Annotated in this window: 28 protein-coding genes and 1 pseudogene; 21 read left to right on the top strand and 8 right to left on the bottom strand. The window is 70.5% G+C overall.

Going from position 1 to position 26425, the window contains the following annotated elements; genetic code table 11:
• Window positions 1-68: 68 nt before the first annotated feature.
• Both ACFXGJ_RS12075 and ACFXGJ_RS12070 read left to right on the top strand, forming a co-directional pair.
• The gene (locus tag ACFXGJ_RS12075) at window positions 69-692 is read left to right on the top strand and encodes a TetR/AcrR family transcriptional regulator (protein WP_378619555.1); all 624 of its coding nucleotides are present in this window, start codon (window positions 69-71) and stop codon (window positions 690-692) included.
• 85 nt (window positions 693-777) lie between these two features.
• A complete protein-coding gene (locus ACFXGJ_RS12070; protein WP_378619552.1) occupies window positions 778-2292 on the top strand; it encodes a DUF1254 domain-containing protein in 1515 nt (504 codons plus the stop codon).
• Between the two features lie 67 nt (window positions 2293-2359).
• Here the strand turns inward: ACFXGJ_RS12070 and ACFXGJ_RS12065 are convergent, their stop codons facing one another.
• The 3 genes from ACFXGJ_RS12065 to ACFXGJ_RS12055 all read right to left on the bottom strand — a co-directional run bounded on the left by ACFXGJ_RS12065 (window position 2360) and on the right by ACFXGJ_RS12055 (window position 5134).
• The gene (locus ACFXGJ_RS12065; protein ID WP_378619549.1) at window positions 2360-3295 is read right to left on the bottom strand and encodes an alpha/beta hydrolase; all 936 of its coding nucleotides are present in this window, start codon (window positions 3293-3295) and stop codon (window positions 2360-2362) included.
• Between the two features lie 87 nt (window positions 3296-3382).
• The gene (locus ACFXGJ_RS12060; RefSeq protein WP_378619547.1) at window positions 3383-4294 is read right to left on the bottom strand and encodes an NAD-dependent epimerase/dehydratase family protein; all 912 of its coding nucleotides are present in this window, start codon (window positions 4292-4294) and stop codon (window positions 3383-3385) included.
• Window positions 4295-4315: 21 nt separating this feature from the next.
• Entirely contained in the window at window positions 4316-5134 is an 819-nt protein-coding gene (locus ACFXGJ_RS12055) for an SDR family NAD(P)-dependent oxidoreductase (RefSeq protein ID WP_378619544.1), read from the bottom strand.
• A gap of 131 nt (window positions 5135-5265) precedes the next feature.
• On the opposite strand from ACFXGJ_RS12055, the gene ACFXGJ_RS12050 reads away from it, so the two are divergent.
• Genes ACFXGJ_RS12050 through ACFXGJ_RS12040 form a run of 3 tightly spaced genes read left to right on the top strand, consistent with a single transcriptional unit; the run spans window position 5266 to window position 6658 of the window.
• Window positions 5266-5514: a hypothetical protein gene (locus tag ACFXGJ_RS12050; RefSeq protein WP_378619541.1), complete on the top strand. Its 249-nt coding sequence runs from the start codon at window positions 5266-5268 to the stop codon at window positions 5512-5514.
• A 5-nt stretch (window positions 5515-5519) separates the two neighbouring features.
• The gene (locus tag ACFXGJ_RS12045) at window positions 5520-6440 is read left to right on the top strand and encodes a hypothetical protein (RefSeq protein WP_378619539.1); all 921 of its coding nucleotides are present in this window, start codon (window positions 5520-5522) and stop codon (window positions 6438-6440) included.
• Window positions 6437-6658, top strand: a complete 222-nt coding sequence (locus ACFXGJ_RS12040; protein ID WP_378619536.1) for a hypothetical protein — start codon at window positions 6437-6439, stop codon at window positions 6656-6658. The genes ACFXGJ_RS12045 and ACFXGJ_RS12040 overlap by 4 nt, the downstream gene beginning before the upstream one ends.
• On the opposite strand, the gene ACFXGJ_RS12035 is transcribed toward ACFXGJ_RS12040, so the two are convergent.
• On the bottom strand, window positions 6631-7455 hold the full coding sequence (locus ACFXGJ_RS12035) for a hypothetical protein (RefSeq protein WP_378619534.1): 825 nt from the start codon (window positions 7453-7455) through the stop codon (window positions 6631-6633). The genes ACFXGJ_RS12040 and ACFXGJ_RS12035 overlap by 28 nt on opposite strands.
• Window positions 7456-7570: 115 nt before the next feature.
• Here ACFXGJ_RS12035 and ACFXGJ_RS12030 point away from each other — a divergent pair, with 115 nt between their 5' ends.
• Window positions 7571-8587 (top strand): alpha/beta fold hydrolase, encoded by a 1017-nt coding sequence (locus ACFXGJ_RS12030; protein WP_378619531.1) that lies wholly within the window; start codon window positions 7571-7573, stop codon window positions 8585-8587.
• A gap of 63 nt (window positions 8588-8650) precedes the next feature.
• Window positions 8651-10513, top strand: a complete 1863-nt coding sequence (gene glmS / locus ACFXGJ_RS12025; RefSeq protein ID WP_378619528.1) for a glutamine--fructose-6-phosphate transaminase (isomerizing) — start codon at window positions 8651-8653, stop codon at window positions 10511-10513.
• A gap of 54 nt (window positions 10514-10567) precedes the next feature.
• Here the strand turns inward: glmS and ACFXGJ_RS12020 are convergent, their stop codons facing one another.
• Window positions 10568-10945, bottom strand: a complete 378-nt coding sequence (locus ACFXGJ_RS12020; protein WP_378619525.1) for a plastocyanin/azurin family copper-binding protein — start codon at window positions 10943-10945, stop codon at window positions 10568-10570.
• Window positions 10946-11027: 82 nt separating this feature from the next.
• Here ACFXGJ_RS12020 and ACFXGJ_RS12015 point away from each other — a divergent pair, with 82 nt between their 5' ends.
• Genes ACFXGJ_RS12015 through ACFXGJ_RS11980 form a run of 8 tightly spaced genes read left to right on the top strand, consistent with a single transcriptional unit; the run spans window position 11028 to window position 18099 of the window.
• Window positions 11028-12467, top strand: coding sequence for an NAD(P)H-hydrate dehydratase (locus ACFXGJ_RS12015; RefSeq protein ID WP_378619524.1), 1440 nt, complete (start codon window positions 11028-11030; stop codon window positions 12465-12467).
• Window positions 12468-12527: 60 nt separating this feature from the next.
• The gene (alr, locus tag ACFXGJ_RS12010; protein ID WP_378619523.1) at window positions 12528-13784 is read left to right on the top strand and encodes an alanine racemase; all 1257 of its coding nucleotides are present in this window, start codon (window positions 12528-12530) and stop codon (window positions 13782-13784) included.
• The gene (locus tag ACFXGJ_RS12005) at window positions 13781-14857 is read left to right on the top strand and encodes an alpha/beta fold hydrolase (RefSeq protein ID WP_378619522.1); all 1077 of its coding nucleotides are present in this window, start codon (window positions 13781-13783) and stop codon (window positions 14855-14857) included. The genes alr and ACFXGJ_RS12005 overlap by 4 nt, the downstream gene beginning before the upstream one ends.
• Complete coding sequence (gene tsaE, locus ACFXGJ_RS12000; RefSeq protein WP_378619520.1) at window positions 14850-15353, top strand: tRNA (adenosine(37)-N6)-threonylcarbamoyltransferase complex ATPase subunit type 1 TsaE; 504 nt, start codon at window positions 14850-14852, stop codon at window positions 15351-15353. The genes ACFXGJ_RS12005 and tsaE overlap by 8 nt, the downstream gene beginning before the upstream one ends.
• Window positions 15354-15364: 11 nt before the next feature.
• Window positions 15365-16009 (top strand): tRNA (adenosine(37)-N6)-threonylcarbamoyltransferase complex dimerization subunit type 1 TsaB, encoded by a 645-nt coding sequence (tsaB, locus tag ACFXGJ_RS11995; RefSeq protein WP_378619518.1) that lies wholly within the window; start codon window positions 15365-15367, stop codon window positions 16007-16009.
• A complete protein-coding gene (rimI, locus tag ACFXGJ_RS11990; protein ID WP_378619516.1) occupies window positions 16006-16518 on the top strand; it encodes a ribosomal protein S18-alanine N-acetyltransferase in 513 nt (170 codons plus the stop codon). Before tsaB ends, rimI begins: the two co-directional genes overlap by 4 nt.
• Window positions 16515-17567: a tRNA (adenosine(37)-N6)-threonylcarbamoyltransferase complex transferase subunit TsaD gene (gene tsaD, locus ACFXGJ_RS11985; protein ID WP_378619513.1), complete on the top strand. Its 1053-nt coding sequence runs from the start codon at window positions 16515-16517 to the stop codon at window positions 17565-17567. The genes rimI and tsaD overlap by 4 nt, the downstream gene beginning before the upstream one ends.
• Window positions 17557-18099, top strand: a complete 543-nt coding sequence (locus tag ACFXGJ_RS11980) for a potassium channel family protein (protein ID WP_378619510.1) — start codon at window positions 17557-17559, stop codon at window positions 18097-18099. Before tsaD ends, ACFXGJ_RS11980 begins: the two co-directional genes overlap by 11 nt.
• A gap of 17 nt (window positions 18100-18116) precedes the next feature.
• Here the strand turns inward: ACFXGJ_RS11980 and ACFXGJ_RS11975 are convergent, their stop codons facing one another.
• A complete protein-coding gene (locus ACFXGJ_RS11975; RefSeq protein WP_378619508.1) occupies window positions 18117-18560 on the bottom strand; it encodes an RrF2 family transcriptional regulator in 444 nt (147 codons plus the stop codon).
• Window positions 18561-18622: 62 nt separating this feature from the next.
• On the bottom strand, window positions 18623-20350 hold the full coding sequence (locus ACFXGJ_RS11970; RefSeq protein ID WP_378619505.1) for a TIGR03767 family metallophosphoesterase: 1728 nt from the start codon (window positions 20348-20350) through the stop codon (window positions 18623-18625).
• 299 nt (window positions 20351-20649) lie between these two features.
• Here ACFXGJ_RS11970 and groES point away from each other — a divergent pair, with 299 nt between their 5' ends.
• Together groES and groL are read left to right on the top strand one after the other, a co-directional pair.
• On the top strand, window positions 20650-20949 hold the full coding sequence (gene groES / locus ACFXGJ_RS11965) for a co-chaperone GroES (protein WP_027501788.1): 300 nt from the start codon (window positions 20650-20652) through the stop codon (window positions 20947-20949).
• Between the two features lie 126 nt (window positions 20950-21075).
• The gene (gene groL, locus ACFXGJ_RS11960) at window positions 21076-22692 is read left to right on the top strand and encodes a chaperonin GroEL (RefSeq protein WP_378619502.1); all 1617 of its coding nucleotides are present in this window, start codon (window positions 21076-21078) and stop codon (window positions 22690-22692) included.
• A 139-nt stretch (window positions 22693-22831) separates the two neighbouring features.
• Here groL and ACFXGJ_RS11955 read toward each other — a convergent pair whose 3' ends face one another.
• A complete protein-coding gene (locus tag ACFXGJ_RS11955; RefSeq protein WP_378619499.1) occupies window positions 22832-23125 on the bottom strand; it encodes a WhiB family transcriptional regulator in 294 nt (97 codons plus the stop codon).
• 245 nt (window positions 23126-23370) lie between these two features.
• Here ACFXGJ_RS11955 and ACFXGJ_RS11950 point away from each other — a divergent pair.
• From ACFXGJ_RS11950 to ACFXGJ_RS11935, 4 genes and pseudogenes are all read left to right on the top strand, one after another.
• A pseudogene (locus tag ACFXGJ_RS11950) lies at window positions 23371-23631 on the top strand (MerR family transcriptional regulator); the annotation flags it as partial.
• Window positions 23632-23847: 216 nt separating this feature from the next.
• The gene (locus ACFXGJ_RS11945; RefSeq protein WP_378619580.1) at window positions 23848-24711 is read left to right on the top strand and encodes a hypothetical protein; all 864 of its coding nucleotides are present in this window, start codon (window positions 23848-23850) and stop codon (window positions 24709-24711) included.
• An 89-nt stretch (window positions 24712-24800) separates the two neighbouring features.
• A complete protein-coding gene (locus ACFXGJ_RS11940; RefSeq protein ID WP_378619496.1) occupies window positions 24801-25379 on the top strand; it encodes a sigma-70 family RNA polymerase sigma factor in 579 nt (192 codons plus the stop codon).
• Window positions 25372-26382 carry an anti-sigma-D factor RsdA gene (locus ACFXGJ_RS11935; RefSeq protein ID WP_378619493.1) on the top strand — a complete coding sequence of 337 codons (1011 nt, stop codon included), beginning with the start codon at window positions 25372-25374 and terminating at the stop codon, window positions 26380-26382. The genes ACFXGJ_RS11940 and ACFXGJ_RS11935 overlap by 8 nt, the downstream gene beginning before the upstream one ends.
• Window positions 26383-26425: the final 43 nt, after the last annotated feature.

Genomic DNA, 26425 nt, shown 5'->3' with positions numbered 1-26425 from the left:
CCCGTTGACGCGACCTCCCGGGTAAGACATTCTGTCTTACCCAGGAGGTCGACGCGGAAGGTGTGACGATGGTGAACGGGTCCGAGTCGGCGGAGCCGTCCGACGTGCAGCGCAAGATCCTGGTGGCCGCCGAACGGCTGTTCGCGCAGCGCGGTGTCGCGAACGTGTCACTGCGCGAAATCGGTGCGGCGGCCGGTCAGCGGAACAACTCGGCGGTGCAGTACCACTTCTCGACCAAGCAGGGGCTCATCGTCGCGCTGTACGACTTCCGGTTGGTCGAGCTGAATCGGCACCGGCTCGAGATGCTCGCGGCGCGGGGTGAGCACTCACTGGCGGACCTGGTCGACGCGTACGTCAGGCCGCTCGGGTCCGCGGTCGTCGAGGCCGCGGGCGCCAACGCCTACGCGCGGTTCATCCACCGGTACCTCGGCGAGGGTGCGGGCGACTTCGAGCCGTTCACGCCGCGCCACAACAGCGGGGTCAAGGCGATCGCGGCAGAACTCGCGAACCGGCTGGACCATCTGCCGGAACCGGCGCGGGCCGAACGCATCCGCCAGTTCGGGCAGGTGGTCACGGCGGTGCTGGCGGACATCGAGCGTCGCCTCGAGTACCGGCAGATCGCGCGCGGCGGAGCAGTCGCGGCCGTCGACGGTCTGGTGAGCGGAATGCTCGCCTTCCTCTCCGCTCCCTGACCCCGGCCGTATCGGCTCGGCGGTCGCGCTGCCCACAGATTAAGACAGAGTGACTTAAATCGGTACCACACACGAAGGAGAAGAGATGACATTCACGATGCGGAGGGCGAGGCTCGTGGTGGCCGCGGGCCTATTCGTGCTGGCACTGCTGGCCGGGTGCGGGTCGTCCGGGAGTTCGGCCGAATCGCAAGCGGGACCGATCGATTCGAGCCTGTCCGGTGACGAGGTGGCGTCGCTGACCGAGGAGGCCTTCTACTGGGGCCTGAACATCGCCGGCTACTACGAGCTGCGGCACGTATTCACGCAGATGGACGGGACACCGGCCTACCGGGGCGTGAACCGCATGATGCCGCAGCTGACCTTGTTCGACGCCAAGACCCGCTACGCCACCACGGTCAACGCCTCGACGTTGTACAACGGCGGCGCCTTCGACACCTCGAGTGAGCCGATCGTGGTGCAGACCGGCGCGGTCACCGATGGGCGGTACTGGAGCGTGCAGGCCCAGGACCAGAACGTGAACACCTTTTTCAAGGTCGGATCGCAGTTCACCGGCAACGCGCCACAGCGTTACCTGATCGTGGGACCGAACTGGCACGGCGACCTCCCGGCGGGATTCGCGGGCACCGAGATCGTCCGCGCGACATCCGACTCGTTCACGCTCGCCACCCGCGTCGGCGTCACCACCCGCGACGAGGCCGACCTGGCCGCGGCCCGGGCCACGGTGGCAGGGGTGCTGGCGGCCCCGCTGAGCCTGTGGTCCGCGAACGGTGGGCAGGTGCCGCCGCTGGACCGGCAGCCGAAGGTCAAGGGCGAGTACCGCACCTTCCCCCGCATGGACCAGATCTCCGACATCGGCAAGTCGATGACCGCGATCGACTACCTGCAACTGCTCAGCCTGTCGATCAACGACCCGTCGGTCACCCGACGCACCGACTCGGTGAAGGAGACCCAGACGCTCGAGCGGCTCTCCCGCCTCGGGCTGCGTGAGGGCACGATCTTCGACCCCGAGCAGGTCAGCGACGAGCAGAAGGCGCGGATCGACGAGGGCTTCGCCCGCGCCCGCAGGACGGCCAAGGAGGCGTTCGAGAAGTCCCAGATCGACATGAACGGGTGGCGGCTGCAGTCGAGCCTGTTCTTCGACGACGTCGACTACGTCGCCAAGGCCGGCGCCGACGACGTCGCGTGGGGAACTCCCGTGCCGTACCAGTCCCACACCATCGCCTACGTTTTCGACGACAGTGAGGGTCGGACGCTGGACGGCGGCAACCGATACACCATGACCTTCGACATGAACAAGCTGCCGCCGACCACCGAGTTCTGGGAGCTCCCCGTCTACGACTCGGCCGGGTATTTCATCGACAACCCGATCAACCGGTACAGCGTGACCAGTGAACTGCTCAAGGCCGGTCAGTACTCCGTGGTGGGCGGCAAGCTCACCTTCTACCTGCAGCCCGAGCCGCCCGCCGACCCCGAGCAGGCCCGGAACTGGTTGCCCATTGCCGGCGGAGACCGGTTCCAGCTCGCCGCGCGGTTCTACGGACCGACCTCCGGGCTGATCGACGGTTCCTACCCGATGCCGGGAATCGTCCGCGCCCCATAAGCGTTCGGCGTACGCGGAAAGGCCCCGCCACCGGATACCGGTGGCGGGGCCTTCTCGTGTACGCCCGTCAGTCCGCTGTGTTGGCCGGAGACACGGTGGGCGTGCCGAGCACGCTGCGAACCATCTCCCAGATCTCCGTGCGCGCGGGAGCGGTCATCGACAGGCTGGGGACCGTCAGGAATCCGTGGAACAACCCGTCGTAGCGGTGGTGCCTCACCGTGACACCGTCCGCCTCCAAACGCACTGCGTACGCGTCACCCGCCGAGCAGGGCGGATCCAGCTGGGCCGTGATCACAACTGCCGGAGGCAGGCCCGCAAGGGTGTGTGCGCGGGTCGGTACCAGCCGTACGTCGTCGGTTCCGTTCGGCGCGTACTGCTGCCAGTACCACTTCATCGCCTTGGTCGTGTTGTAGTACCCGGTCCCGAAGCGGCGGTACGACTCGGTCTCGAAATCGTCGTCGATCACCGGATAGAGCAGAACCTGCGCCGCGATCGGCGGGCCGCCGAGGTCACGGGCCGAGATGGCCACGGTCGCGGCAAGATTGCCGCCCGCGCTGTCACCGGCGACGACGATTCTCGTGGGGTCGCCGCCGTAGTCCGCCGCATTCTTCGACGCCCATTCCAGGCCGCAGTACACGTCCTCGTGGGCGGCGGGTCCGGGATGCTCGGGTGCCAGGCGGTAGTCGACCGCGACGACGACAGCCCCGATGCCGTCGGCCATCGAGCGGCAGAACTCGTCGTGGCTGTCGAGATCGCAGAACACGAAGCCGCCACCGTGGGCGAACACGACGACGGGCAGCGCGGGATCGCTGTGGTGCGGCCGGAAGATCCGCAGGGCCAGGTCGCCGCCGGGCCCGTCCACAGTGAGGTCGTGCACCTCCCGCATGTCCGGCAGGCGCTGTAGCGGGGCGCGCCTGCTGCGTATCGCATCGCGCACCTCGGTGGGCGGCATCATCGTGACATCGGGAAAGCCGGATTCGAGCGCACCGATGAGGGTTGCCACCTCTGGATGCAGGGTCGGTCGAGTTTCGTCGTTCGGGACAGCGCTGACAGTCACGGTCGAGGCCCTTCTGGAGTGTGGTGTCGAATCTCAGCCGGCGGCGCGCACGACGTCGACGAGATCCTGGATCGCACGAGCGCAGTCGTTGCGCGTGTAGTTCAGCACCCGCATGTCGTCCGAATCCGGTTCGTACGCCAGCACGTTGCCGCGACCCTGGATGATGTAGCCGTCCGGAAGCAGCGGGTGCTCCTCGTCGCGTTCCTCGACCACCCGGGATCCGCCTGCGGCGTCGACGATCATCTGGAAGAACTCGCGGTAGCGGAGGTTCTGGTCACCGACCAGGTACGCGGTGCCCGTCTCGGCGCCGCGCAGCGCACCCCAGATCGCCTCGGCGAGGGATCGAGCGGACATGTAGTTGGTGCCACCGGTGGGGGCGAAGTCCGGGATGCCCGGCTCGTTGCCCGAGGCCCACGAGATCATTCGGCGATAGCGCAGCGCCGATGCCCCCGGGACGGCCCCGATGATCGACGGCGGGTTGAGCGTCGCGACGGTGAACGAGTCGTCCGCGAGGGCGCGCGCCCCCTCGTCGGCGGCCCGACGGGCCGTGATGTACGGGTTGCCGGCCGCCAGATCCGGGCGGAGATGGTGGTAGTAGCTGCCCACCTGCACGAACCGCGGCACCCCGGCCTGCTTCGCCAGCGCCGCGAAACGCGGGACACCGCCGGTCTGCGTCTTCTCCCAGAACTCCGCCTCGTCGGCGTCGCTGCTCTTGTGCCGCACGTCCTGGCCGGCCGCGAACACGATGCCGTCGAACCCGGACAGCTCGTCCGGGGTGAACGACGGAATCGTGTAGTCGCCGAACAGGACCGGGAAATCGGCGACCGGCGAGCCCTCCGCGATCGGGCTGCGCGCCGCCAGGGTGACGTCGTTGCCCTCCTCGCGCAGGTGCAGGGCGGCGTGCGCGCCGATCATTCCGGTGCCGCCGATGACGAGAATCTTCACAGTGATTGCCTTTCAGGGGTTTCAGGGGTTTCGGGGGCGGTTGGTCCAGCCGCCGGAGGCGCGGGGCACCCAGCCGCCGGAGCAGTGGGTGCCGCCGTCCACGTGGATGGTGCCGCCGGTGACGAAGCGGGACAGGTCGGAGGCCAGGAACAGGGCGGCGCCGGCGACGTCCTCGGGCCGGCCGGGTCCGCCGAGGGGCGACCAGGTCGGCCACAGCGGCAGATCCTGCTCGGGCACGATGTCGGCGTAGGGAACCTGGGGCGTTTCGATGAGGTCCGGGGCGATGGCGTTGACCCGGATCCCCGACGGCCCGACCTCCGCGGCGAGCGAGCGGGTGAACTGCATCAACGCGGCCTTGTACGCCGAGTAGGCGGTGTGGCCGGGGATGGCGCGGTGCGCCTCGACGGTGGTGAGGTTGATGATCGAGCCGCCGCGGCCGCGCTCGGTGAGGCCGGGCAGCGCCGCGTGGGTCAGCCGCAGCGCGTGGCCGAGATTGACCTCGTGCAGCTCGCCCCACAGCGCGGGGTCGTTCTCGGCGAAAGCCCGCGGCGGACGTAGGTAGTGGCCGACGTTGTTGACCAGGACGTCGGGCCGGTGTTCGAGCAGAACCGCCGGGACCGGGTCGGTACGCACGTCGCACTCGACGGTCCGGATCGTGCCGCCGGCCGCCGGGTCGAACTCGGGTGCGGCGGCCGGCTCGACGTCCGCGACCAGCACGTCGGCGCCGTGGGCGGCGAACGCGCTCGCGATGGCGGCCCCGATTCCGGCGGCGCCGCCGGTGACGAGGGCCCGCCGGCCCGTGAGCAGGGCGCCGGGAGACAGAGCTGAGTTGTGCAGCATGACGCCGATTCCACCGGGTATGGGCATGGGTGTGGGTCCGCAATCCCGGCGAGTGGGAAAAGTCCCCGCCCCGGGGTGTGGAACCGGTACCGGGTCCGCTGCGTCTGAATCCGTGAACCGGGAGGAGCGTCATGAGCGGACAGGTCGGGCTGGACGGGCCCGCGGTACAGGCCGTCGCCCAGCGGCTCGTCGAGTCCGCGTACGCGCTGGATTCGGCCGCCGAGGCGCTGCGCGGTCGGGGACTGGATCGGCTCGCGGACAGCGTCCGGGCGTGGTCGCTGGCGACGCTCGCGGACGCGGAGCGTCTGCGGGCCGCGGTGGCGTCGTACCGCAGCGGCGACGGCGAGTTCGCGGGGATGCTGGACGGAACGAACCGGTGACAGGCATGCCCGAGCTGTGTCACCTCGCGGAGTTCACGGCGCGTGCGGCCGCCGTCGCGCCGATCGGGGCGAACACCGCCCGGCCCGAGGGTGACGGATGGCGGGTGGCGGCCGCGCTGGAGGCCGGCGCGGACGTCGTGGCGGCGGCGGCGTCCATCATGCATGCGCAGGTCCGGGTGCAGGAGCGGCTGGCCGCGGAGCTCACCGCGGCCTGGGACGGGGATGCCGCCGAACGGGCGGCCGCCGTCCTGCGCGGCCGACTGGAGCGGGCAGCGGCGGACAGCGTGGCGATGGACGAGGTGCACGCCGCGATGGCCGAGGCGGCCGGGGTGATCCGTGCGGCGGTCGCCGACCGTGACGAGGCCGCCGCCGCGATCGATGCCGAGCGCGTCGGCGGGTGTACCCCGGCCGAGGTGGACTCGATGCCGTCGGCGACGCGCGGCGCCGGGGCTCAGGCGCCGGATCCGATGCAGGCGTTCGCCCCGCTCGTCGGCATCGCCGCCGAGGAGTGCGCGCAGTGGCTTGGGGAGGTGCTCGTTCCGTACGTGCGGGCGCAGACGCAGAACCTGCTGGACCTGATCGAGGCGACCGCGCACACGGTGGAGGCGGCTCGCGCGGCGGTCGACGACGCGATCGGCCGCGTGGATCCCGAGCCGCACTCGCAGGCGCCGGATCTGACCGGGCCACCGTCTCGGGCCGAATGTTCATGCGCGACAGACGATCACCGAGGTGGTATGGGTGCAGTGGCCCCGGCGCCCGAGCCCGCGGAGTCGTCACCGTCGGCGCCCGAGGACCCGCCCGAGGACCCCGCACCGCTCCCGCCCACCGCCGACCGTACCCAGCAGCTGGCGTTCGTCGGTGAGCTCGCGACGGGCGTGCGCCCGCCGGACTCGGGCGCGGAACTGGCCGAGGCGGGTCCGCTGTGAGCGCGGTCTTCGACGAACTGCGCGCCGCGCATGCCGTCGCGCTCGCCCGCATCCGGGACCGGATCGAGAGTGCCCATCGGGAGGCGGACGCGCGTTCGCGCGAGTTGCGCTCGGCGGCACCGTCGGCGGCGGGAAGCAGGCGCGCGGCCCACCCGGATCGGGAACCTGCGGCGTACGGCGACCCCGCCGACTATCCGGTGGCGAGCTGGTTGGAGTGAGCGTCCGGGTCGATCACGTGCGAACCGGGCAGCTCGGCGCCGGGCAGCGCGAACTGCTCGTACTTCGTCTCGCCCGACAGGTGATAGAGCAGGTAGCCGGTCAGCAGGGCGCGAGTGGTGCGCTGGGTCTTCCGCTCGGACCTGCCGAGGCCAAGGGCGCCGAACAGTCGCCGCCCCTCCGCGAGCCCACCGCCGGACGCGCCGGGCAGACTGCGCAGGATCGCCTGGCCGCCCCACGCTTTCGCCAGTGACTGCGCGTTGCAGTTCATCGAGTCGATGTCGTCCGCGCCGGCGACGACGAGGCCCGGGCCGAGGATCTTCGACGCGAACTTCTCGGCGGGCGGCGATGTCGGGGCGGGGAAGAGCGCGGCGACCGCGGTCGGGGCGCCGTGCCCGGCCGCGGCGATGACGGCGGCACCCGCGCCCATCGCGTGCCCCGCGAAGGCGATCCGTTCGCGGTCGACGCTGATCTTGCCGGGGCCGAGCCGCACGCCCGTGCAGATCTCGGCCGCGCTGCGCAGGTCGGCCGCGAGACCGAGATGCGATGCGACGGGCGAGCGCTGGGTGTCCGGCGCCGCGACAACCAGACCCCAGGACGCGAGATGGACGAGGGTGTCCCGGTACCGGTCCACGCCGGTGAGCCAGCCGTGGCCGAACACTACGGCGGGCATCGAGAAGCCTTCGGCGGGGGTGTACACGACACCGGGCAGGCCGGCCAACGCGAGGTCGCCGCGCAGCACCTGGTGGGGGCCGCGCTTAGATAGTTGGGAGGCCAGGGTCTTCGAAGTCGGCGCCACGGAGATGACCGTAGCCGATCGGCGGGACCGGGCAGGGCAGCGAGCTAGGAGAACTCACGCAGTGTTTGGCATTCCGGTACCGGTTCCGCGCGACCTTCCCCGAGCAGTGGCGAACGTGCGAGCGCGAATCGAGTCGAACGGGCTGGCAGATCTGCGCCCGACCGAGTCCGAGATCGTCGACACCAACGCCGACCGCACCGTCCGCCGGTTTCGTTCCACCGAGCGGGCGGCCACCGGTGCCCCGGTGTTGCTGGTCACCCCGTTGGCCGCGACCTCGGTCGCCTTCGACCTGCGTCGCGGGTGCAGCGTCGTCGAGTACCTGAAGGAGACCGGCCGCGACGTGTACGTCGTCGACTACGGCCCGGTGAACTTCGCGGACCGCGCGCGCGGATTCGAGCACTGGGTCGACGACGTCGTCCCGGACGCCGTCCGGGTCGTCAGCGAGGACGCGGACGGACAGCAGGTGCACCTGGCCGGGTGGTCCCTCGGCGGGATCTTCGCGGTCTACGCCGCAGCCGCACACCCCGAGCTGCCGCTGCGCTCGGTGACGCCGATCGCGAGCCCGTTCGACCTGCGCCAGGTGCCGTTGTTCGCCACTCTCCGACCGCTGGACCGCCTGTTCGGCCCGTACACCGTCGCCCCGTTCTACAAGTTGTTCGGCACCGTTCCGGCGCCGCTGACCAGCCTCGGGTTCAAGGCCGCCAGCGTCGACAAGTACCTGACCCGGCCGTGGACGGTGCTCGCGAACCTCGACGATCGGGACCACCTCGAGCAGATCGAGGCCGTGGACCGGTTCATGAGCAGCATGTACGCCTACCCGGGCCGGACCTTCGGGCAGCTCTACCACGTGATCATGCGCTCCAACGAGTTCGCGACGGGCCACATGCAGATCGGCGGCAGGCGGGTGGACCTCGACGCCATCGACGTGCCGGTCCTGGTCGTCGCGGGCAACGGTGACGGGCTCGCCCCGAAGCGCGCTGTGCTCCATCTCACAGACCTGCTGACCGGGTCGCCGGACGTTCGCTACGGGGTTTTCCCCGGCGGCCATCTCGGCGTGCTCACCGGTCGCGCGGCCCGAGACACCCTGTGGCCCGCGTTTGCCGAATTCCTGTCCGACGTCGACCCGGACTAGCGCGGGTCGGCCGGAGCCCCTCGTGGTCGGCAGGCGGCGACGTTCCCAGTACCCTTTCTAAGCATGTGCGGAATCGTGGGATACGTCGGCCACCGCGGGGCGTTGGACGTCGGCGTCGAGGCATTGCGCCGGATGGAGTATCGCGGTTACGACTCCGCCGGCATCGCCGTTCTCGACGGTAACGGCGGACTGTCCGTCGAGCGCAAGGCGGGCAAGCTGGCGAATCTCGAGGCCGAGCTCGCCGAGGTCGGCGCCGATCGGTTCGTGGGCAACACCGGTATCGGACACACCCGCTGGGCCACTCACGGTCGCCCCACCGACCGCAACGCGCACCCGCACGTCGACGCGACCGGCAAGGTCGCGGTGGTGCACAACGGCATCATCGAGAACTTCGCCCCGCTGCGCGCCGAACTCGAGGCGGCGGGCGTCGAGCTCCTCAGTGACACCGACTCCGAGGTGGCCGTCCACCTCGTGTCCCGCGCCTACGTGGCAGGGGAGACCGCCGGTGACTTCGTCGCCAGCGCGCAGGCCGTGGTGCGCAGGCTCGAGGGCGCGTTCACTCTCGTGTTCGCGCACGCCGACCACCCCGACACCCTCGTCGCCGCACGCCGCTCCACCCCGCTGGTCGTCGGCGTCGGCGAAGGCGAGATGTTCCTCGGCTCGGACGTCGCGGCGTTCATCGAGCACACCCGCGACGCCATCGAACTGGGGCAGGACCAGGTCGTGGTCATCACGGCCGGCGGCTACTCGATCACGGATTTCGCGGGCAACGAGGCACAGGGCCGTCCGTTCCGCATCGACTGGGACCTCAAGGCCGCCGAGAAGGGCGGTCACGACTACTTCATGCTCAAGGAGATCGAGGAGCAGCCCGGCGCCGTCGCGGACACGCTGCTCGGTCACTTCGCGGACGGCAAGATCGTCCTCGACGAGCAGCGTCTGTCCGATCAGGAGCTTCGCGACGTCGACAAGGTGTTCGTCGTCGCCTGTGGCAGCGCCTACCACTCCGGGCTGCTGGCCAAGTACGCGATCGAGCACTGGACCCGGCTGCCCGTCGAGGTGGAGCTGGCCAGCGAGTTCCGCTACCGCGACCCGGTGCTGGACCGTTCAACCCTGGTGGTGGCGATCTCGCAGTCCGGCGAGACGGCGGACACGCTCGAGGCCGTCAAGCACGCCAAGGACCAGAAGGCCAGGGTGCTGGCCATCTGCAACACCAACGGCGCCCAGATCCCCCGTGAGGCGGACGCCGTCCTCTACACCCGGGCGGGGCCGGAGATCGCGGTCGCCTCGACCAAGGCATTCCTGGCTCAGGTGACGGCGAACTACCTGGTGGGCCTCGCGCTGGCGCAGGCCCGCGGCACCAAGTACCCGGACGAGGTGGGCCGTGAGTACGCGGACCTCGAGGCGATGCCGGATCTGGTTGCGCGGGTGCTCGAGAACGTCGAGCCGGTACGGGCGCTGGCGCGCGAGTTCGCGAACTCGTCGACGGTGCTGTTCCTCGGCAGGCACGTCGGGTACCCGGTGGCACTCGAGGGCGCGCTCAAGCTCAAGGAACTCGCGTACATGCATGCCGAGGGCTTCGCCGCAGGCGAGCTCAAGCACGGTCCGATCGCGCTGATCGAGGAGGGCCTGCCGGTCATCGTGGTGATGCCGTCGCCGAAGGGCCGGGCGGTGCTGCACTCGAAGCTGGTCTCGAACATCCAGGAGATCAAGGCTCGCGGCGCCCGGACCATCGTGATCGCCGAGGAGGGCGACGAGACGGTGCGGCCGCACGCCGATCACCTGATCGAGATTCCGGCTGCCCCGACTCTGCTGCAGCCGTTGCTGTCCACGGTGCCGCTGCAGGTGTTCGCGGCCGAGGTGGCGAAGGCTCGCGGCTACGACGTCGACAAGCCGCGCAACCTGGCGAAGTCCGTCACCGTCGAATGACGCCGCGCGGTCGGCGACCCGACGGGTTGCCGACCGCGACGCAGAACCGTCAGCTCACGTGACGATGACCATGCCGGCCATGCTCGAGTGGATGCCGCAGTAGTAGGAGTTCGTACCCTTCTCGACGAAGGTGTAGCTGTAGGTGCCCGAGGACAGCACCCCGCTGTCGAAGGTCTCCTGCGCGCTCGGCTGCGAGATCACCTCGTGCTCGAGCCCCTGGTCGTTGAACGCCCAGGTGACGGTGTCGCCGATGTGGACGCGGACCGTCGACGGGTGGAACATCATGTTCGAGATCGTCACTGTCCAGGTCTTGTTGGCGGCCAGCGCGATGTTCGGCGACTGGTAGGTCTCCGCCTGTCCGACGAGCACTGATGCGACCAGCAGCCCCGAGGCCACCGTCACTCCGAATGCCCGCATCGACCGTGCACGCATGCCTTCAGGCTAGTCCGGCGCCGGCGTTCGGGGAACCCCTCTGCAGACCGCACGGTCGGGCCCGGCGAGTTACGGTCGATCGATGCGTCACTACTTCACCGCGGACCAGGTGCGCGGGTACGAGGCACCTCTGCTCGCCGCGCTGCCCGGCGGCACCCTGATGCGCCGGGCCGCGTACGGACTGGCCCGGGTGGCGGCCGACGAGTTGCGTACGCGCACAGGAGGTGTGGCGGGCCGCAGCGTCGCGCTGCTGGTGGGCTCCGGGGACAACGGGGGTGACGCTCTGTGGGCCGGCGCGATGCTGCGCGCCCGCGGCGTCGCGGTCCGCGCGGTACTGCTCGCACCGGACCGCGCACATCCGGCCGGCCTCGTGGCGTTCCGGGCGGCGGGGGGACGCGTCGGAACCGACCTCGGGGAACCCGATCTCGTACTCGACGGCATCGTCGGAATCTCGGGTCGGGGACCGCTGCGCCCAGCCGCCGCGGCGCTGGTCGAGTCGATCAGCGCGCCGATCGTGGCCGTCGACCTGCCGAGCGGGGTCGACCCCGACACCGGCACCGTCTCCGGTCCGGCGGTGACCGCACAGGTCACCGTCGCCTTCGGCGCCCTCAAGCCGGTGCACGTGCTCGCCGCGCCGCACTGCGGACGCGTCGAACTCGTCGAGATCGGTCTCGGCGCGGGCGCGGCCGAGATTCGGGCGCTCACGGCGCCCGAGGTCGGTGCGGCCTGGCCGGTCCCGACCGCGAGCGACGACAAGTACACCCAGGGGGTGGTCGGGGTGGTCGCGGGCAGCGCGCACTACCCCGGCGCGGGCGTGCTGTGCGCGGGCGGTGCGGTGGCCGCCACGTCGGGGATGGTGCGGTACGCGGGAACTGCTGCGCCACAGGTGCTCTCGTGGTGGCCGGAGGTGGTCGCCGTCGACGGGTTCGCGGCTGCCGGCCGAGTGCAGGCCTGGGTGGTGGGGCCGGGCATCGGCACCGGGGCGGACGCCGCTGCGGTGCTGCGGTCCGTGCTCGGGACCGACCTGCCGGTGCTCGTCGACGCCGACGGCCTGACACTGCTCGCCGCGGACCCGTCGCTGGTGACGGACCGACGGGCACCGACTCTGCTGACCCCGCACGCGGGCGAATTCGAGCGACTGACCGGGCGCGATCCCGCCGAGGACCGGGTCGGCCAGGCCCGGCGCCTCGCGGCCGAGTGGGGCGTGAGCGTCCTGCTCAAGGGCAGGTGCACGGTGGTCGCCGACCCGGACGGCCAGGTCCTGGTCAACGAGGCGGGCGGTTCCGCGGCAGCCACCGCGGGCGCGGGCGATGTGCTGGCGGGCATGATCGGCGCGCTGACGGCGACCGGGCTCACGCCGTCCACGGCGGCGGCAATGGGGGCCCGCGCACACGCGCTGGCAGCCGCGCTGGCGGCGGGCGGTGGTTCGGACACGGCCGCTCCGATCTCTGCCGGACCGCTGTTGGGCCAGGTCAGGGAGGCCGTTCGGATCCTGAGGGCGCAACCGGTGCTCAAACCGTGACGCGCGAAGTGACGGATGTCATTTGGCTAGGCAACTGAAAATGGCAGGATCGACGACACCATGACTACCGCTCCGCAGCTCGACCATGCGGCATCCGCTCTCCGGGCGGGTGCCGACTTGTCCGTATCGCCAGGATCGGGCGGAAACACGCGCCCCACCGGCGACCCGGCACCCCGGACCGCACCACAGGCGGAGGCGCTCGTCGACCTCGATGCCGTCGCGCACAATGTGCGACTCCTGCGTGAACACGCGGGCGATGCGGCGGTGATGGCCGTGGTCAAGGCCGACGCCTACAACCACGGCGCCGTCGAGGTGGCTCGCGCCGCACTGGCCGCGGGCGCCGCCGAACTGGGCGTCACCACGATCGACGAGGCACTCGAACTGCGCGCCGCGGGCATCGACGCACCCGTGCTGTCCTGGTTGCACACTCCGGACGCAGACTTCGCCCGAGCGATCGCCGCGGGCGTCGAACTCGCGGTCTCCTCGCCGCGCCACCTGGGTTCGGTGGTCTCCGCGGCCCGCGAACTCGGCGCCGCCGCAGTGGTCACCATGAAGGTGGACACCGGGCTCAACCGCAACGGCGTCTCTCCGACCGAGCTGGCCGCGCTGCTCGACGGTCTCGCCCGAGCGGAGGCCGAGGGGGCGATCCGGTTCCGCGGCATCTTCTCCCACCTCGCGCACGCGGACCAGCCGCACCATCCCGTCATCGACCTCCAGGTCGAGGCGTTGCGACATGCGGTGGCCGAGGCGGCGCGCCGGGGCTTGCGCGCCGAGCGTGTACACCTGTCGAACTCGGCGGCCACCCTGACCCGCCCCGACCTGCGCTTCGACATGGTGCGGCCGGGTATCGCGCTGTACGGGCTGTCCCCGGTGCCCGAACTCGGCCAGTTCGGTCTGCGGCCGGCGATGGTGCTTCGCGCGCGCGTGGCGTTGGTCAAGAAGGTGGCTGCGGGCGGCGGAGTGTCGTACGGCCACACCTGGATCGCCCCACGGGACACCACCGTCGCATTGCTGCCGGTCGGCTACGCCGACGGCATCCCGCGCGCGATCGGCGGCCGATTCGAGGTGCAGATCGGATCCCGGCGGTACCCGCAGATCGGCCGGGTGTGCATGGATCAGGTGGTCGTCGATCTCGGTGCCGATCCGGGCCCGGTCACCGAGGGCGATGTCGCGACCCTCTTCGGCGCCGGTGACTCCGGCGAACCGGTGGCGCAGGACTGGGCCGACGCCCTCGACACCATCCACTACGAGGTGGTGACCGGGGTGCGAGGACGCGTCGTGCGCACGTACACCGGCGGTGGGCGGGTCGCGCGGTGAAACCGTTCGGAAAGGCCGGGCTCATCGGTGGCGCCGGCGTCGCCACCGTGGTCGGGGCGCTGGCCGGTGTCAGCGTCGCGCATCGTCCCGCGCCGACGCGTCGCGGCCGTCGGGACCGGCACGCCCGCGAGGACTTCGGGTTGATGGACGCGGACCGGGGCAGCCTGGTCACCGCCGACGACGGCGTCCCGCTGGCCGTGCGCGAGGTGGGACCCGCCGACGCGCCGCTGACGGTCGTGTTCGTGCACGGCTACTGCCTGCGGATGGACTCCTGGCACTTCCAGCGCCGCCAGCTCGAGCGGCGCTGGGGCAGCGAGGTGCGGATGGTCTTCTACGACCAGCGCGGCCACGGCAGGTCCGGCACCCCGAGCCCCGAGAGCTGCACCATCGGCCAGCTCGGGCGGGATCTCGACGCAGTGGTGCGAGCGGTCGCACCGGACGGACCGGTGGTGCTGGTCGGACATTCGATGGGTGGCATGAGCATCCTGGCGATGGCCCGCCAGATGCCGGAGCAGTTCGGCACCCGGGTGGTCGGGGTCGGCCTGGTCGCCACCGCGGCCGAGGGGCTGAACAAGGCGGGGCTGAGCCGGAACCTGCGGAACCCGGTGATCGACGCCTTCCGTCTCGCGGTTCGCACCGCACCCGGCATGGTCCAGTTCGGCCGCGGCGCCGCCCGGGCGATCATCTCGCCGATCCTGCGCGCCGCCTCGTACGGCACCGACGTGAGCCCGTCGCTGACGAGGTTCTCGGAGGGCATGCTCAACGAGACGTCGGTCACGACCATCGTGAACTTCCTCAAGTCGCTCGAGCTGCACGACGAGTCGGAGGCGCTCCCGGTGATCGCCGACCTGCCGGCCCTGGTGCTGTGCGGGGACGCGGACATGGTGATCCCGTTCGCCCAGTCGGAGGCGATGGCGGCGGCCCTGCCCCGCTCGGAGCTGGTTCGGGTGGTCTCCGCGGGCCACCTGGTTCAGCTCGAATTCCCGATTCGGGTCACGGACGCGATCGATCGGCTCGTGAATCGGGCCGTGGCAGACGGCGAGTACGCGGATCGGGTGGGTTTCGGTGGGTGAGTCGCTGCATGCGGTGATCGAGCTGCCGGCCACCGAAGACACCGAGGCGTTCGGCAGGCGGCTCGCCCGGGAGCTGGACGCGGGCGACCTGGTGGTCCTCGACGGGCCGCTCGGCGCCGGCAAGACCGCGCTGGCCCGCGGGATCGCGGCCGGTCTCGGCGTGCAGGGCCGGGTCAGCTCGCCGACCTTCATCATCGCCCGTGAACACCGGGCGGGGGAGCGCCCCGGCGGCGGCCCGCCGGTCGCGATGGTGCACGTGGACGCGTACCGGCTGGGGATCGGTGCCGGCGGCGGGGCGGCCGGCAGCGACCGGACGTTCGACGAACTCGACGCGCTCGACCTCGACACCGATCTGGCGGGTGCGGTCGTGGTGGTCGAATGGGGCGAGGGCGTGGTCGAGCACCTGGCCGACCGGCACCTGCTGGTGCGGCTGCGCCGCGAGCCCGAGTCCGACGTCCGCACCGCGCAGTGGGGCTGGGTCTCCGCCCGCGGGTAACCTGGTCAATTGTGCTCGTACTCGCCGTCGATACCGCCACCCCGGCCGTCACCGCGGGAGTCGTCCGCCTCGCAGGCGACGAACCCCGGACGCTGTCCAGCCGGGTCACCGTCAATGCCCGTGCGCACGCGGAGGTGCTGACGCCGCTCATCCTCGAATGCCTCGCGGAGGTGGGGCACACGCCGCCCGACCTGGACGCGGTCGTCGTCGGTTGCGGCCCGGGACCGTTCACGGGACTGCGGGTCGGGATGGCCACCGCGGCGGCGTTCGGCGATGCGCTCGGGATTCCCGTGTACGGGGTGTGCAGCCTCGACGCGATCGCCGTCGAGGCCGCGCTGGGGCGAGACCTGTTGGTGGTCACCGACGCCCGTAGACGCGAGGTGTACTGGGCGCGCTACTCCGGCGGTGTCCGGGTGTCCGGACCCGCGGTGGACAAGCCGGCCGACGTCAACCCGCTGCCGTCGAACGTGGTGGCAGGCTCTGCCGCGCACGTGGACCTGTTCGACCTGCCGGTGGAGCCGGTCGAGACGCCCTCGCCCGCCGGACTGGTCCAGGTGGCCCGGCACGAGCTGATCGACGGGGCGGAGCCGGAACCGCTTGTCCCGCTGTATCTCCGGCGCCCCGATGCGGTCGAGATTGCGAACCGCACCCGATGAGCTTCGCCATCGTCGCGATGACGGCGGCCGACGCGGCACGATGCGCGGAGCTGGAGGAGATCCTCTTCGCCGGGGACGGGCCGTGGAGCGCGGACGCCTTCCGCTCGGAACTCGCCCACGCGCACAATCACTACTTCGTGGCCCGCGACGAGGCCGGAACGATCGTCGGGTACGCGGGAATAGCGTTGCTGGGCGGGGAATCCGACCCCGAATCCGAGGTACACACGATCGGCGTCGATCCGGTGCAGCAGCGGCGCGGGCTCGGGTCGCGGCTGCTCGACGAGCTGCTGCGGGTCGCAGGAACCCACGGCGGTCCGGTCTTTCTCGAGGTGCGCACCGACAACGAGTCGGCCATCGCGCTCTACCGGCGTGAGGGCTTCGAGATTCTCGGCACCCGCCGGAACTACTACCAGCCGAGCGGCGCCGACGCGTACACCATGCGCCGGGAGCAGCGGGCGAGCGACGCGACGGGGGATATGACAGTGCCATCGAAGGAGCAGCCGGCATGATCGTGATGGGCATCGAGAGCTCCTGCGACGAAACGGGCGTCGGCATCGTCCGGTGGCGCGAGGACGGGACCTGTGAACTGCTCGCCGACGAGGTGGCCTCGAGCGTCGACCAGCACGCCCGCTACGGCGGTGTGGTGCCGGAGGTCGCCTCGCGCGCGCATCTCGAGGCGATCGTCCCGACCATGCGCAGGGCGCTCGCGCAGGCCGGCATCGCCAAGCCGGACGCGCTTGCGGTGACCATCGGCCCCGGTCTGGCCGGTGCGCTGCTCGTCGGGGCCGCCGCGGCCAAGGCCTACGCGGCCGCCTGGGACGTGCCCTTCTACGCCCTCAACCACCTCGGCGGACACGTCGCGGTGGACACCCTCGAGCACGGGCCGATGCCGCCGTGCGTGGCGCTGCTGGTCTCCGGAGGGCATACGCACCTGCTGCACGTGCAGGACCTCGCGCAGCCGATCGTCGAGCTCGGGACCACCGTGGACGACGCGGCGGGGGAGGCCTTCGACAAGGTGGCCAGATTGCTCGGCCTCGGTTTCCCCGGCGGTCCGGCGCTCGACCGGGCCGCCCAGGACGGCGACCGTACCGCGATCGCCTTCCCGCGCGGCATGACCGGCCCACGGGACGCGCGCAACGACTTCTCGTTCTCCGGACTGAAGACGGCTGTCGCAAGGTACGTGGAGTCCAAAGAGCGGGCGGGCGAACCGGTCTCGATCCCGGATGTCGCGGCCAGCTTCCAGGAGGCGGTGGCCGACGTGCTCACCATGAAGGCGGTCCGGGCGGCCACCGACGTAGGCGTCGACACCCTCGTCCTCGGCGGCGGTGCAACCGCGAACTCGCGGATCCGGGAGATGGCCGAGGAACGCTGCGCCGCCGCGGGTTTGACGCTTCGCATCCCGAAGCCGCGGCTGTGCACCGACAATGGCGTGATGATCGCGGCACTGGGTGCACACGTCATCGCGGGGGGCGCGCTGCCGTCGCCACTGACCGTTGCCACCGATCCGGGCCTGTCCGTGACGGTCAGCCAGTCGCGGGACCTCGGCGATGCCCGCTGACGGTTTCGCCGCCCTGCCGAAGGCGGACCGGAACAGGCTGCTGCGTCGGGCGGTGGTGCGCCCGGCCTGCTCGGCGTCGCTACTGGTGCTCGCGTATTTCCTGCTGCCGATGTGGAACCTGCAGTCGGCCTCCGCGCTGGGCGGGCTGTTGGTGGGGCTGGCGCTGGTGGGGGCCCTGTGTGCGTGGCAGGTCTGGAAGATCGTGCACGCGCGGTATCCGGGGCTGCAGGCCGTCGAGGCGTTGGCGCTGGCGCTGCCCGCGTACCTGCTCGCGTTCGCGACGATCTACGTGGTGACCTCGACGTCGACCCCGTCCAGCTTCACCGAGCCGCTCACGAAGCTGGACTCGCTGTACTTCACGCTGGTGTGCTTCTCCACGGTCGGCTTCGGTGACATCACCGCGGTCAGCGAGACCGCGCGCGCGATCGTGTCGGTGCAGATCGTGGGGAACCTGGTACTGCTCGCGGTCGGCGTGCGGATCATCACCGCCGCGGTGAAGGCGGGTCAGCGGCGCCGCGAATCCGACGGCTAGGACGCGGGCGACGAGGCTCAGTCCGACGGCCTCGCGGAGAGTGCGAGCATCGAGACGGTGTCGGGGGCCGAGACCAGGTCCTCGACGGTGACGCCGTCGAGGGACTCGTAGAAGGCATTCTGGGCCCGGCGCAGGGCCCCACGCAGCCGACACGCGCTGCGCAGCGGGCAGGGGGTCGTGCCCTCGCAGACCACGACCTCGCCGTCGCCCTCGAGTTCGCGCGCGAGCCATCCGATCGAGGTGACGCGCGCGCGGTCGGTGATCGTAAGCCCGCCGCCCCGACCGCGGCGGGCTTCGACCATGCCGAGTTCACGTAACCGCAGCACTACCTTGGTCGTGTGCGTGTACGGAATCGCCATCGCATCCGCCACCTGACTCGTCGTCAGGCCGCCGCCTCCCGGGGAGACAGCTAGGCGCATGATCACGCGCAGCCCCAGGTCAGTGAATCGCGTCAGCTGCACGTTGACGACCGTATATTACTTGCATTTCGGATGCAATAAATCGAAATCGGGATAGGCACTGGTCAGGCGCGCGGCGAGGGCAGCAGGAGCTCGGTGTTGTGGTCGCCGGACGCACCCATCAGTTTCGGATCGGCATGAATGTCGTTGAAGGACAACTCCCGGTACAACGACGCCAGGCCGGACTGCGAGAAGTCGCCGTGGCTGGCCTGGTACGGGCTGTCCGACTCGATCAGCGTCGTGAGCACCGAGACCGTGCCGTCGCGGTTGTCCGCGACCTCGATGATTCGCGCGTGCTGCGGGAAGTCGATGTGCGAGGCGGTGTTGATCTCCCAGAAGCCCTGGACCGGCGTGGGGCCGGTCCGTGCGGTGATCTTGTTCTCGTGGGTGTGGCCGTTGACCCAGGCGAGCACGTTGGGGAAGCGGTGCAGCAGCGCGACCAGCTCGGCGCCGGAGTGGCGGCGTTCGGCCGGGTTCTCCGGGTCCGGCACGAGGTTGTCCATCGTGTCGCTGGTGTGGTGGCTGAACAACAGGAAGTAGGTGTCGTCGCGGGACTGCGTCATCGGGCGGCCGCCCGTGTCGTAGTAGCGGCTGCTGCCCGACTCCAGAGTGCGCTCGATCCAGCGGAACTGGGCCTCGCCGAGCGACCCGTCGACGAAGCCGGCGCGGTTGGTGGAGTCCATGCTGATGCCGACCACGCCGGGCGCGATCTCGAACGAGTAGTAGCCGATGCCGGTCTCGCCGGCGTCCGGGGCGAAGCCGTGCCCGACCGGGCCCGGGCCGGTGTTCCGGGGGTCGAGGTGCGCGGCGATGAACTGCCGGGGGGTGAACGGGGCCCGGTTGCCGTCCGGGGTGACGATGCGCGGCGGGGTGGTGACCGCGGCGAGCAGGGCGGGCAGCGCGGACGGGTCCGAGCTCGCGGCACTGCCGATCGCGCGGGCCTGTTCGGAGTCCGGTCCCTCGATCTTGATCGACCCGGTGTACATCGCCTCGAGGGGCGGGATGCCGCTCGGGACGGTGCCCTCGACGGAGTCGTCGTGGTTGCCGAAGACGCAGTACCAGGGGGTGCGGAGGCCGGGGCTGGTGACGGGGGCGAGCGCCGCGCCGAGCAGCCCGTGGATCTCGGGGAAGCCGGCCTTCTTGTACATGTCGCGGATCGGCGACTCGGGGTTCCAGTACAGGTCCGACCCGGAGTTCTGGACACCCTCGTAGCGGTCGAGGGCACCGGTGTTCGGCCGGAAGGTGCCGCCGTTGAGGGTGGCCAGCAGCCAGCCCAGCTCGGCGTGCTCCTTGTTGTCGGTGTTGTCGCCGGTCGTCACGACGGCGTCGAAGCTGCGCCGGGTGTGCGGGCCGCCCGAGAGGGAGTTGATGCGGGACACCAGCGACGCCAGGCCGTGGGTGGTCAGCGTCTCGTGGGGCCGGAACGCCGACCCCGTGAACGGGTGCAGGTACTCGAATCGCATCGGCGACTGGGCGTCGAGCACGTGCATGTCGGTCATCTGGACGAACGAGGCCAGCGCCGCGCGGCGTTCCTCGCGACCCGACTTGGCCTCGGCCAGTTCGCCGCGCACGATCACGGGCCAGCCGGGGCCCGCGGTCAGGGTGCGGTATCCGGAGCTCCCGATCGGTGTCGCGACGGCCTCGAGGGTCGTCCCGGCCAGGTACTCCGGCAGCACGTCCGCGGCGGCGTACCAGGTTCCCCACGGGGCGCGCCCGAAGGCGCCGACTCCCACCACGCCCGCCGCGCCGAGGCCTGCCAGTCCGAGAAACGATCGCCGGTTCATGTTCGCCACGGCGACGACTGTAGGTCACCGCCACGCCACTCGGAGTTCACAGGGGGTTCATGTCGCGCGTCGTTCTGTCGCCGGGGTGCCGGGGTGCGGCGCCGGGTGGGCACGTCGGCGGCGCCGGTTCCGGCACCCGCCGCTCTTGAGCGCTGGCACTCGCATGTATAGAGTGCTAGTTGGCGCTGACCCAGCTCCGGCACCCGCGACGACGGGGCTTGGCGAGGGGCCGCAAGCGTACTGAACCGAACAGAACCGCCCAGGGAACAGCCCGGGGCGGAACAACCCCTGAAAGTGGAGGGCTCATCGTGGCGAGCGTGAACATCAAGCCGCTCGAGGACAAGATCCTCGTCCAGGCCAACGAGGCCGAGACGACGACTGCCTCTGGCCTGGTCATCCCCGACACGGCCAAGGAGAAGCCCCAGGAGGGCACCGTCGTCGCCGTTGGCGAAGGCCGCGTGACCGACAAGGGCAACCGCATCCCGGTCGACGTCAAGGAAGGCGACACCGTCATCTACAGCAAGTACGGCGGAACCGAGATCAAGTACGCCGGCCAGGAGTACCTGATCCTGTCGGCGCGTGACGTGCTGGCTGTCATCTCCAAGTAAGCCACTTGCGATCCGCCCCGGCGTCCCACCACTGGTGACCCGGGGCGGATCGCATTCAGGAGCGGAGCCTGCGGAGCGACCAGCTGACGCAGGTGCACCTTCGGACCCTCCCAGGAGTAACTGAGCATGGCCAAGCAAATCGAATTCAACGAGACCGCCCGCCGGGCCCTCGAGCGCGGCGTCGACCAGCTCGCGGACGCGGTCAAGGTCACCCTCGGCCCCCGCGGCAGGCACGTCGTGCTCGCCAAGGCGTTCGGCGGCCCGACCGTGACCAACGACGGCGTGAGCATCGCGCGCGAGATCGAGCTCGAGGACCCCTTCGAGAACCTCGGCGCGCAGCTCGTCAAGAGCGTCGCCACCAAGACCAACGACGTCGCAGGCGACGGCACCACCACCGCCACCGTGCTCGCGCAGGCGCTGGTGCGCGGCGGCCTGAAGAACGTCGCCGCCGGCGCCAACCCGATCGGGCTCGGCGTCGGCATCGGCAAGGCCGCCGACGCCGTGTCGGAGGCGTTGATCGCCGGCGCCACCCCCGTCCAGGGCCAGGACGCGATCGCACAGGTCGCGACCGTTTCCTCGCGCGACGAGGAGATCGGTGCGCTGGTCGGCGAGGCCATGACGAAGGTCGGCGTCGACGGCGTCGTCACCGTCGAGGAGTCCTCTACCCTGGCGACCGAGCTCGTGGTCACCGAGGGCGTGCAGTTCGACAAGGGCTACCTCTCGCCGTACTTCGTCACCGACATCGACGCCCAGCAGGCGGTGCTCGAGGACGCGCAGATCCTGCTCTACCGCGACAAGATCGGTTCGCTGCCGGACTTCCTGCCGCTGCTCGAGAAGATCGCCGAGTCCGGCAAGCCGGTGCTCATCATCGCCGAGGACGTCGAGGGCGAGGTCCTCTCCACGCTGGTGGTCAACTCCATCCGCAAGACGATCAAGGCCGTCGCGGTGAAGGCGCCGTTCTTCGGTGATCGCCGCAAGGCATTCCTCGACGACCTGGCCGTCGTGACCGCGGGCACCGTCATCAACACCGACGTGGGCCTCTCGCTCAAGGAGGCCGGGCTGGAGCTGCTCGGCAGTGCCCGCCGCGTCGTCGTCACCAAGGACGAGACCACCATCGTCGACGGTGCCGGCACCGAGGCCGACATCGCCACCCGCGTCGCGCAGCTGCGCCGCGAGATCGAGAACACCGATTCCGACTGGGACCGAGAGAAGCTCGAGGAGCGTCTGGCGAAGCTCTCCGGCGGCGTCGCGGTCATCAAGGTCGGCGCGGCCACCGAGACCGACCTCAAGGAGCGCAAGTTCCGTGTCGAGGACGCGGTCAACGCGGCCAAGGCCGCGGTCGAGGAGGGCATCGTGCCCGGCGGCGGCTCGGCACTGGTCCAGGCCGGTCAGGTGCTGACCGAGGTCGCCGCGTCGCTCTCCGGCGACGAGGCCACCGGCGTCGAGGTCGTGCGCGCCGCGCTCAACGCGCCGCTGTTCTGGATCGCCAGCAACGCAGGCCTCGACGGGGCCGTCGTGGTCTCGAAGGTCGCGGACGCGCCCAAGGGACACGGCTTCAACGCTGCGACCCTCACCTTCGGTGACCTGCTCGCCGACGGTGTGGTGGACCCGGTCAAGGTGACTCGCTCGGCGGTCGTCAACGCCGCCTCCGTCGCGCGCATGGTGCTCACCACCGAGAGCGCAGTGGTCGAGAAGCCGGTAGAGGCCGTCGACGAGGGTCACGGACACGGCCACAGCCACTAGGCGCACCGCCGTAGCACACACGCAGGGCCCCGGACGAATCCCGTCCGGGGCCCTGCGTGTTCAGGTGGTGGTCGCGGCTGCGGCGGTCGACGAGCGACGGTGGGGCCACCCCTGACAGGTGTGCGTGTCGCGGAACCGACTACGAGGCGATGCGCTGCCGTCCTCGGCGGGACAGTGACTCGCGCTCGGACTCGGACAGTCCGCCCCAGATTCCGTACGGCTCGGACACGCTCAGCGCGTGGCTGCGGCACTGGGCGAGCACCGGGCAGCGATGGCACATCTCCTTGGCGCGCATCTCTCGCTGCGTGCGAGCGCGGCCGCGTTCCCCGTCGGGGTGGAAGAACATGGAGGAGTCGACTCCGCGGCAGAGTCCGTGCATTTGCCAATCCCAGATGTCGGCGTTCGGTCCGGGGAGGTGATTCGGCTGCGGCATGTCATCTCCTGACGTTTGCGGGGCTCGGGGCCCCGACCTGATGGTCGTCCAGGCGCGTACTCAATTTCCGTTAGCCACGTTAGAGGTGTGTGGGAAATCGAGTCAATAGTTGTTCAAGTGGTGATTTACATACCCCGCAAACAGTGAATTAACGCCACGTTCATCGACATAGATACGTAATCGACACGCATTCGTGATTCTTTCCCCGTGTTGAAAAGCTGGACCCGCGGGGTGACGATGAGCCGATGCCCCAGGTCGAGGATTCGCCGGAGGAGTTCGGATCGCGGCGCGCCGCCTCGGCCGCGACCGCGGGGCCGGAGCCGGGAATTTCGGTATCTGCGCTGGCAGCGAGGCTGGGGGTGGCGCCGTCCACGTTGCGTACCTGGGACCGCCGGTATGGAATCGGGCCGACGGGCCACGTCAGCGGGAGCCACCGGAGGTACACCGCTTCGGACGTCGCCCGCCTCGAATGCATGTGCCGGGCCGTTGCGGGCGGCGCCGGCGCGGCCGAGGCGGCACGTTATGCGATTAACGCAATGGGGGAGAAGGAGACGTCGGTCACCGCTAATCGGTTGACCGATTACGCGGCCTCGAATGTTAATGCGAGGAAAACTCTCGACAAATCAGAACTGAACGACTACGGGAGCGCTGTGCCGGCGGAACCCGACCGCGGCGCGGCGACGCACGGCCGGGGACCTACCCTTACGCCGTGCATGACCGAAATGCCCGCGGGCGAGTATCCGATCGAGTTCGAACCGTCCTCGCGTACCGGTGGTCGTGAGATGACCCATTCCGTGCTCGAGCGCGCCGCGTTCGGCGACACCCCGGGTGCCCTCGACCTGCCGGCGGCCACCGACGCGCGCGGGCACTGGCTCCGCGCGGTCGCGCTCGGCGGGCAGGGGCGCTACGCGGCGGCGCGCGCCGACCTCGCGCAGATGCAGCGGTGCGGTCCCGGGCCCGTGCTCGCCTCCCTCGCGGCCAGCACGGAGGCCTCGCTGCTGCGGCAACTCGGCTGGCACGCCCTCGCCGTGGGACATGACGGGCGCGCGTTGGCCCTGATCGGTGGATCCGATGCCGATGCCGATGCCGCGAGTGTGGCGGCCCGCTGTGATGCGCTCACCGGGCTCGCGGCGGATGCGCTCGGATGCGGGCGGTTCCCGCTCGGATTCCGGTTGCTCGAGCGCTGCGGGGCGGTGGCCGACAGCCCCGACCCGGCGCTGTGGCGTCAGCGGATCCGGTGGCACTGGGTCAATGCCGAGATGTCGCTCGCGACCGGGGACGCCGAGTCCGGGCGCCGGCACGCCGCCGCCGCGCTCGAGCTCGCGGGCGGCGGGGAATCGGTCCGCCATCAGGTCAAGTCCGCGCTGCTGCTGGCCGCGGCGCGGAGCGCGGGCCCGGACCCGGCCGCCGCGGCCGGTCCGGCCCGTCGGGTGCTCGACAGCTGTGAGGAGCACGGTCTGGTGCCGCTGCAGTGGGCGGCGTCGATGCTGCTCGGCGGAGTGCAGCCGAGCGACGAGGCGAGTGCGGTCCGGGAGCGGTGCGAACGGCGGATCGCCGCGTGGGGCGGGCGATTCAGGGAACTGTGAGTCCGTATAGCTATCCTTCAATCGTTCCACCGCCGGGTGGAAGCGCCGCGTGAACTGGCGCCCCTGTAACGCCGGGACATTCTCTGACGATGACTAGTACGAGCGAGGAGTTGGACTCAGCCGTCGCTGCGGCAGCGCAGGGCGATCGAGTTGCCTTGGCTCGGGTTCTCGAGAGTGTCCGACCCATGGTCGTGCGTTACTGCCGGTCACGGGTCGGAGCCGCGGAGAGAGGACAGCTCTCCGCGGACGACGTGGCGCAGGAGGTGTGCCTGGCTGTGATGACCGCTCTGCCGCGGTACCGGGATCAGGGTCGGCCGTTCATGGCATTCGTGTACGGCATCGCTGCGCACAAGGTCGCCGACGCTCATCGCAACGCGGGCAGAAACAAGGCCGAGTCGATGGCCGAGGTGCCGGATGTCGTCTCGACCGACGAGGGCCCGGAGAAGCTCGCGCTCGATTCCGAGACGAGCAGGCAGATGAATGCTCTGCTGTCGACGCTCTCCGACAAGCATCGAGAAATTGTCATCCTGCGGCTGGTGGTGGGTCTGTCCGCGGAGGAAACGGCGGTGGCTGTGGGGAGCACCGCCGGAGCAGTACGAGTGGCCCAACACCGGGCGCTCGCCAAGTTGAAGAACGAAGTAGCGAAAGCGGGTGAGATGTATGGCTAGGGGGAGCAAGCGCAGCGGAAACGACAAGTGGACGCGGCGCACAACGTCCGATGCCGATCTCGCCCCGGCATCGCTGGAGCTGGACGAGGACACGGACTCGACGCCCTTCGACCTTGCGGCGGTCCAGCGCGACGACGCGCTGATCGACGCGATCGCCGGCGACGGCCAGGTCGTGACGGAGACGCCGGAGGAGTACCGCCTCGCGATGCTGCTGGCAGGCTGGCGGGCCGAGATCGTCACGCCCGCACTGCCCGACGAGCCGAGCCTCGACGAGGTCGTGGCGGCGGTGAACGAGGAACTCGCTCCCGGGGCCGTGAGGAAGGGTCGGTTGCGGCTGTTGCGACCGATCGCCGGCGCGGCCGCCGCTGTCGCCGTCGTGATGGCGGGGGTGACCGTGTTCTCCTACAACGCCCAGCCCGGCGACCCGTTGTGGAAGGTCAAGGAGGTCGTGTTCACGGAGCGCGCGAACTCCACCGTGGCCGGCATCGACACCACCTCGAACCTGCAGGAGGCCGAGCGGCTGATCAAGGCCGGCGACACCCAGGCCGCGATGACGATCCTGCAGTCCGCGAGCAAGCGGGCCGGCGACGTCAACGACTCGGACAAGCGTGACGAGCTCAACGCCTGGCACGACCGGCTGATGGCGGACGTCGCGAAGACCACCACGTCCACGACCACCACCACGACCACCCCTCCGGGGGAGTCGACTTCGGTGCCGGCCGTGCCGATCGTGCCCGGGGTGACTGTCCCGGGACTGCCGTCGACGACCGTGCCCAGCGTCCCGTCGAGCGAGTCGCCGGGAACCCTGCCGGTCACGCCGTCGGTCCCGCCGATCACGCCGACGTTGCCCGCGACGCCGAGTGAGGTCCCGACGACCACCGAACCGTCCAAGCCTCAGTCTCCGGCGCCGACCACGACCAGTGCGCCCGCCGCGTCGACGACCGTCAGGACCGTGCCGTCGTCGATCGACACGCGACAGCTCGCGCCCCTGACGCCGTCCTAGGCGGTCTCACAAGACAAAGAGCGGCCCGGCAAGTGATCTTGCC

It is taken from the genome of Rhodococcus sp. NPDC059234 (assembly GCF_042754225.1).
In the GTDB taxonomy this organism is placed as follows: Bacteria; Actinomycetota; Actinomycetes; order Mycobacteriales; family Mycobacteriaceae; genus Rhodococcus_G.
Note: the sequence above shows the minus strand (reverse complement) of the source record. Positions and strands in the feature narration are given on the sequence as shown.

Excerpts from the sequence above, each read along its gene's own strand:
- ACFXGJ_RS12075 (WP_378619555.1), top strand. The coding sequence starts at position 69 with ATGGTGAACGGGTCCGAGTCGGCGGAGCCGTCCGACGTGCAGCGCAAG.
- ACFXGJ_RS12070 (WP_378619552.1), top strand. The coding sequence starts at position 778 with ATGACATTCACGATGCGGAGGGCGAGGCTCGTGGTGGCCGCGGGCCTA.
- ACFXGJ_RS12055 (WP_378619544.1), bottom strand. The coding sequence starts at position 5,134 with ATGCTGCACAACTCAGCTCTGTCTCCCGGCGCCCTGCTCACGGGCCGG.
- ACFXGJ_RS12050 (WP_378619541.1), top strand. The coding sequence starts at position 5,266 with ATGAGCGGACAGGTCGGGCTGGACGGGCCCGCGGTACAGGCCGTCGCC.
- ACFXGJ_RS12045 (WP_378619539.1), top strand. The coding sequence starts at position 5,520 with ATGCCCGAGCTGTGTCACCTCGCGGAGTTCACGGCGCGTGCGGCCGCC.
- glmS (WP_378619528.1), top strand. The coding sequence starts at position 8,651 with ATGTGCGGAATCGTGGGATACGTCGGCCACCGCGGGGCGTTGGACGTC.
- ACFXGJ_RS12020 (WP_378619525.1), bottom strand. The coding sequence starts at position 10,945 with ATGCGTGCACGGTCGATGCGGGCATTCGGAGTGACGGTGGCCTCGGGG.
- ACFXGJ_RS12015 (WP_378619524.1), top strand. The coding sequence starts at position 11,028 with ATGCGTCACTACTTCACCGCGGACCAGGTGCGCGGGTACGAGGCACCT.
- alr (WP_378619523.1), top strand. The coding sequence starts at position 12,528 with ATGACTACCGCTCCGCAGCTCGACCATGCGGCATCCGCTCTCCGGGCG.
- rimI (WP_378619516.1), top strand. The coding sequence starts at position 16,006 with ATGAGCTTCGCCATCGTCGCGATGACGGCGGCCGACGCGGCACGATGC.
- tsaD (WP_378619513.1), top strand. The coding sequence starts at position 16,515 with ATGATCGTGATGGGCATCGAGAGCTCCTGCGACGAAACGGGCGTCGGC.
- ACFXGJ_RS11980 (WP_378619510.1), top strand. The coding sequence starts at position 17,557 with ATGCCCGCTGACGGTTTCGCCGCCCTGCCGAAGGCGGACCGGAACAGG.
- groL (WP_378619502.1), top strand. The coding sequence starts at position 21,076 with ATGGCCAAGCAAATCGAATTCAACGAGACCGCCCGCCGGGCCCTCGAG.
- ACFXGJ_RS11955 (WP_378619499.1), bottom strand. The coding sequence starts at position 23,125 with ATGCCGCAGCCGAATCACCTCCCCGGACCGAACGCCGACATCTGGGAT.
- ACFXGJ_RS11945 (WP_378619580.1), top strand. The coding sequence starts at position 23,848 with ATGCCCGCGGGCGAGTATCCGATCGAGTTCGAACCGTCCTCGCGTACC.
- ACFXGJ_RS11940 (WP_378619496.1), top strand. The coding sequence starts at position 24,801 with ATGACTAGTACGAGCGAGGAGTTGGACTCAGCCGTCGCTGCGGCAGCG.
- ACFXGJ_RS11935 (WP_378619493.1), top strand. The coding sequence starts at position 25,372 with ATGGCTAGGGGGAGCAAGCGCAGCGGAAACGACAAGTGGACGCGGCGC.